This window comes from Streptomyces sp. MB09-02B, assembly GCF_033794485.1.
In the GTDB taxonomy this organism is placed as follows: Bacteria; Actinomycetota; Actinomycetes; order Streptomycetales; family Streptomycetaceae; genus Streptomyces.
In genome coordinates this window covers 1-5627 of the sequence record NZ_JARGEE010000521.1, presented here as the reverse complement: position 1 = coordinate 5627, position 5627 = coordinate 1, and the positions used below count along the sequence as shown (strand labels likewise).

Below are 5627 nucleotides of genomic sequence, written 5' to 3'. Positions count from 1 at the left end.
CCGGGGTACGGATTGCCCCCGCCCCCGGCATAGGGGTCACCGGCGCCGCTCGCGTACGGATTACCCGGCAGCGGCGCCCCGCCCTGCTGGTGCGCCCATCCCTGCTGGTGCGCCGAGCACACCGGCACGGTTCCGAACGCGCGCTCCACCGACCTGCCCAGCTCGTGCACGAGGAGCAGATGAGCCAGCCTGCCGTCCACGAAGTCGGCCTCGCGCAGGGCGAGTCGGATGCCGTGCAGGGCGTCGTCGGCGAGCCGTCGGGCCTCGGTGAGGGAGGTCCCCGTGGCGGTCAGCGGGTTCCACGCGCCGGCGGCGGCGTCGGCGGTCCGGTCCTCCACCGCGTCCAGCAGGTGGGCGAGCCGCCCGAAGAGCCGTCCGGCCTCGGCGAGCGGCTCGGCGTTGCCCGGTCGTCCGGCCAGGATCGCGGTGTGCGCGAACGCCGCCGCGGTCGCCGTCTCGGTCGGTTCGGTGACCGTCAACAGCGGGGTGCCCAGGCCGGCGAGCGCCTCGATGCCTAGCTGCCGGTCCACGGAGTCGACCAGCACCGCCGTGTCGAACCCGATGTCCGCTCCCGTACGCGCCCCCGCGCGCCCCCAGTTCGTCGCGATCCGGCGCGCGGCGTGCGCCACCGGCTTGCGCGCGAGCAGTCCATCCCCATCGGCGACATGGTCACGCACCTTGGCCGAGGCGAGCACCAGCGAGACGGCGGCCGCGAGCCGGGCGCCCTCGCCCCGCGCGACGGAGGCTGTGCGCATCCCGCGCAGCGGACAGGGCCCGGCGGTGCGCCGCCAGTCGGTGGTGCGCTCGGCCTGAGCCTCCGTCAGAACCGAGACCAGCAAACCGTCATAATTGGTGACGATCCGAGCGAACTGCCCGTGATCCCCGCGCAGCGCGAGGCAGAGCCCGCACAGATGCGCCATCCATTGCGTCCGCAGCCCCTCGCCCAGCCGATGACCGCAGGGTCTCACGATTCCGAACACGACACTCCCCCGTGTCTCACGGTGCCGCCGCACGCCCGTCGGCGTCGCCGCATCGTAGCCGCCGGAACGTTCACCCGGACGCAGCAGGACTCACTCAAACGCCGTGAACAATATTATTTCACTCCCTGTCAGCAGGTGTGTACAGCGAAGCCCTTGGGGCACATGGACTCTCGACGAATTCGTTCTGCACCAGTACCGTCACGAAACCCCCGTGCGGCGTCTATCCACTTGGCGAGACATCCGCATCATGGACGACGATAGGGATGCGGAAAGCACGAAAGACCGCTGCGAGAGGAGGCGTCCATGGGATCGGTGCGCAAGGCGAGTGCCTGGCTTGGCCTCGTCGACGACAACGATGACGAGCGTTACTACGACGACGACTACGCCGATGAGCGGGAGTCCGGCTCCGGCGAGGCCTGGGTCACCGACCCTCGCGTCAAGGTCGCGTCCGAGTCCGCGCAGGACCACGGCCGCCGGATCGGCACGGTCACGCCGGACAGCTTCCGTGACGCCCGGCACATCGGCGAGCTCTTCCGGGACGGCGTCCCGGTCATCATGAACCTCACGAACATGGAGCCCGCCGACGCCAAGCGTGTCGTCGACTTCGCGGCCGGTCTGATCTTCGGTCTGCGCGGTTCGATCGAGCGCGTGTCGAACCGCGTGTTCCTGCTGACCCCCGCCGACACGGAGATCGTCAGCGGCGAGGTCGCGAGCCGCCCGGTGGACGGCTTCTTCAACCAGAGCTGAGGCAGGGCCGCTCGCCGGCCCGTCCTTGCGGTGCCCGGGTCACCCGACGCGGCTCACCGGAAGGCGTCGAGACCGGTGAGCGCCTTGCCCAGCACCAGTTGATGCATCTCGACGGTGCCCTCGTAGGTGAGCACGGACTCCAGGTTCGTCGCGTGCCGCATCACCGGGTACTCCAGGGAGATCCCGTTCGCGCCGAGAATCGTGCGGGCGGTACGGCAGATCTCGATCGCCTCACGCACGTTGTTCAGCTTGCCGAAACTGATCTGCTCGGGACGGAGCCGTCCCGCGTCCATCCGCCGCCCCAGATGGTGGGCGAGCAGAATCCCCTTGTGCAACTCGACCGCCATATCGGCGAGTTTGGCCTGGGTGAGCTGGAACGCCCCGATCGGCTTCCCGAACTGCTCCCGCGTCTTCGCGTATTCGACGGCCGACTCGAAACAGGCGCGCGCGGCGCCCATCGAGCCCCACACGATTCCGTAGCGGGCGTGCGAAAGACAACTCAGCGGGCCTTTCAGCCCGGTCACGTCCGGCAGTACGGCGTCGGCGGGCAACCGCACGTCGTCCAGGACGAGTTCACTGGTGACGGAGGCGCGCAGGGACCACTTGTGCTTGATCTCCGGCGCGGAGAACCCGGCCGTGCCGGTGGGCACGACGAAGCCGCGCACCCCTTCCTCCGTCTGCGCCCACACCACGGCGACCCCGGCGACGGACCCGTTGGTGATCCACATCTTCCGCCCGCTGAGCACCCAGTCGGAGCCGTCCCGCTTGGCGTACGTACGCATCGACGCGGGGTCGGAGCCGTGGTCGGGCTCGGTCAGACCGAAGCATCCGATGACGTCGCCGGAGGCCATGCGCGGCAGCCACGTCTGCTTCTGCTCCTCGCTGCCGAACCGGTGGATCGCGTACATCGCGAGCGACCCCTGCACGGACACGAGCGACCGGATCCCCGAGTCCGCGGCCTCCAGTTCCAGACAGGCGAGTCCGTACTGCACGGCGCTCGCTCCCGCGCACCCGTACCCCTGAAGCGACATCCCGAGGGCCCCGATCGCCCCCAACTCCCGCGCCAGCTCCCGGATCTGGGGCAGTTCGCCCCGCTCGTACCATTCGGCCACGTACGGCAGCACCCGATCCGCCGCCCACCTGCGCACGGTGTCCCGCACGGCGAGATCCTCGGGGTCGAGCAGTTCGTCGAGGCCGAGGGGGTCGGCGGGGTCGAAGCTCATGGGTGCACCTCCGGCTCAAAAACTAGCGACGCTAACCACCGTACCCAGTCCTCGCCGTCCTCAGCTGCGGACGAGCTCAGCGCATCGACTCCGCGCGCACCGGTGTCGTCCCGGAGGCCTCCCGCGGTCCCGGCACCTCGGCGGAGCCCTCGCACTCCATGCCCCGGGGCAGCCGCAGGGCCATCACCGCGCCGAGGACCAGCAGCGCCGCGCTCACCAGCAGCGTCACGTGCAGCCCGTGGACGAAGGAGTCGCGGGCGGCGTGCCGCAGGGCCTCGCCCGAGGACCCGCCCAGCCGGTCGGCGACCTCGTACGCCTCGCCGAGCGAGTGCCCGGCGGCGTGGGAGGCCGAGCTGGGCACCCCGGGCACGGACGACAGTCCGGGCGCGTACGCCGCGTTCATCACACTGCCGAGGAGCGCGATCCCGATGCCGGCGCCCAGCTGGTAGGAGGTCTCGCCGATCGCCGCCGCCCCGCCCGCCGAGGAGGCGGGCGCCTCGCTCAGCATCGACTCGTACGCCCCGAACAGGGTCGTCTCCAGGCCGAAGCCCAGCAGCACGAATCCGGCGAGCAGCAGCCCCGCGTTGTCGTGGCGTCCCATCGCCGTCAGCAGGACGACCGCGAAGGCGGTGAGGCAGAAGCCGAGGGACACCATGCGGCGCGGTCCGAAGCGGTGCAGCATGTGGGAGCCGACGAGTCCGGCGGCCATCGCGGCGACGGTCAGCGGCAGCAGTCGTAGCCCCGTCTGCAATGGGGACAGGCCGAGGACCAGTTGCAGGTACTGCGCGGCGATCAGCTCCAGTCCGACCAGCGCGAGCATCGCCAGGACGATGCAGCCGACGGAGGTGCTGAACGCGGGCCGAGCGAACATCCGCAGGTCGACCAGCGGATGCGTCCGGCGCCGCTGCCGTCGTACGAACGCGATCAGCAGGGCGGCGCCGCCGAGGAGCGCGAGCGCGGTGCCCGGCTCGAACGGCGGGTGGCCGCCGCCGAGCCGCTTGACAGCGAGGACGAGGCCGAAGAGACCGACGGCGGCCATCAGGGCGCCGACCACGTCCCAGGGGCCGTCGCGGTCGCCCGTCGACTCGGGCAGCAGCAGCCGTCCGATCGGCAGGCTGACGAGCATCAGCGGGATGTTGACGAGGAAGACCGAGCCCCACCAGAAGTGCTCGAGAAGGAACCCGCCGAGGAGCGGTCCGACGGCCGCGCCCACGGCGGCGACCGCGCTCCAGATGCCGATGGCGAGCGCCCGTTCCCGGCGGTCGGGGAAGACCTGGCGCAGGATCGACAGCGTCGCGGGCATGATCATCGCGCCGCCGACGCCGAGCAGGGCACGGGCCGCGATCAGCACCTGGGGGCTGTCCGCGAAGGCGGCCAGGGCGGAGGCGATGCCGAAGAGGGCGTAGCCGAGGAGGAGGATCCGTCTGCGGCCGACCCGGTCGCCCAGCGTGCCGAAGAGGATCAGCAGCGAGGCGCAGACCAGCGGGTAGACATCGACGATCCAGAGCAGCTCCATGCCGCTCGGCTTGATGTCCTCGGTGACGGCGGGCACCGCCACGTGCAGCACGGTGGCGTCGACGGCGACGAGCAGCAGGCTGACGCAGAGGACGACGAGGACGACCCAGCGGTTTGCACCGGCCCCGGTGTCCCGACGGCGTCGCGAAACGGCCGTGGGCGTCCCGGACATGTACGTACCTCCCAGATGCTCTCGCGTTCGGCGGAACCAACAGGGCGGGGACTCCCCGGTAGTCACGGCCCGGGAGGAGCGGTGTCCCGGACCCGCGCAACGAAAGGCGAGCGAGCCGTCAGCGTACGCGAGTTCCCGCCGGTGGAACGTGGTGGGTGTCTCATGGAACCCTCATGTGACGTGTGGCATACGCCACGCCCCGGGCCGTCCACCGGTCCTTCATGGCTCCTTCATCACTCGTCCGTGGTTCCTCGGTCACGGTCCATCACGGACCACCACGTGACGGCGTCCCGGCCGGTTCCTGGCGCCGTCGATAATCGAGCGCGTGACCGATCTCGCCACGCGCCCGGCGGCGCCCCTCCTGCGGCGGGCCGCCCCCGCGCTCCTCGGGTACGCGGCCGTGCGCGCCCTGGGCCTCGTCGTGCTCGCCGTCTGGAGCGCGGCCCGCAACAAGAGCGCCCTGACGCTGCTGTCGGCCCGCTGGGACTCGCTCTGGTACACCCGCGTCGCCGAGCTCGGTTACGGCTACGAGGTGCGGCTGCCGAACGGCGACATCCACTCGAACCTGGCCTTCTTCCCGTTGCTGCCCTGGCTGGAGCGGGTGGTGTCCGCGGTGACCCCGCTGTCGTACGCCCACGCCGGTCTCGTCGTCGGCACCCTCGCCTCGCTCGTCGCGGCCTGGGGGATCTTCGCGGTCGCGGACCGGGTGTACGGGCGCCGGGTCGGCGTGTGCGCGGTGCTGCTGTGGGCCGTGCTGCCGGTCGGGATCGTGCAGTCGATGGCGTACACGGAGTCCCTGTTCACCGCACTGGCCGCGTGGTCGCTGTACGCCGTCCTCACCGGCCGCTGGGTGGCGGCGGGCGTCCTCGCGGCACTCGCCGGGCTGACCCGCCCGGTGGGCCTCGCGGTGGTGGCGGCGGTGTGGGCGGCGGCGATCGTGTCGTACGTACGGGAGCGCCGCCCCACCCTCCCGCGCACCGGAGATCCCAC

5 protein-coding genes are annotated in these 5627 nt (G+C 71.3%); 2 read left to right on the top strand and 3 right to left on the bottom strand.

Annotated elements, in window-relative coordinates; all coding sequences use genetic code 11:
- A partial coding sequence (locus P1P70_RS39620; protein WP_319246548.1) for a DUF5685 family protein occupies nucleotides 1–980 on the bottom strand: 980 nt, incomplete at its 3' end.
- Between the two features lie 303 nt (nucleotides 981–1283).
- On the opposite strand from P1P70_RS39620, the gene P1P70_RS39615 reads away from it, so the two are divergent.
- A complete protein-coding gene (locus P1P70_RS39615) occupies nucleotides 1284–1727 on the top strand; it encodes a cell division protein SepF (protein ID WP_257547130.1) in 444 nt (147 codons plus the stop codon).
- Between the two features lie 53 nt (nucleotides 1728–1780).
- On the opposite strand, the gene P1P70_RS39610 is transcribed toward P1P70_RS39615, so the two are convergent.
- Both P1P70_RS39610 and P1P70_RS39605 read right to left on the bottom strand, forming a co-directional pair.
- Nucleotides 1781–2950 (bottom strand): acyl-CoA dehydrogenase family protein, encoded by a 1170-nt coding sequence (locus P1P70_RS39610; protein WP_319246542.1) that lies wholly within the window; start codon nucleotides 2948–2950, stop codon nucleotides 1781–1783.
- Between the two features lie 76 nt (nucleotides 2951–3026).
- Nucleotides 3027–4637, bottom strand: a complete 1611-nt coding sequence (locus tag P1P70_RS39605; RefSeq protein ID WP_319246539.1) for an MFS transporter — start codon at nucleotides 4635–4637, stop codon at nucleotides 3027–3029.
- A gap of 325 nt (nucleotides 4638–4962) precedes the next feature.
- Between P1P70_RS39605 and P1P70_RS39600 the strand changes: the two genes are divergently transcribed.
- On the top strand, nucleotides 4963–5627 hold a 665-nt coding region (locus tag P1P70_RS39600; RefSeq protein WP_319246536.1), incomplete at its 3' end, for a glycosyltransferase family 39 protein.

What these genes read in the sequence shown, in the direction of transcription:
- P1P70_RS39615 (WP_257547130.1), top strand. Translation starts at nt 1,284, where the DNA reads ATGGGATCGGTGCGCAAGGCGAGTGCCTGGCTTGGCCTCGTCGACGAC.
- P1P70_RS39610 (WP_319246542.1), bottom strand. Translation starts at nt 2,950, where the DNA reads ATGAGCTTCGACCCCGCCGACCCCCTCGGCCTCGACGAACTGCTCGAC.
- P1P70_RS39605 (WP_319246539.1), bottom strand. Translation starts at nt 4,637, where the DNA reads ATGTCCGGGACGCCCACGGCCGTTTCGCGACGCCGTCGGGACACCGGG.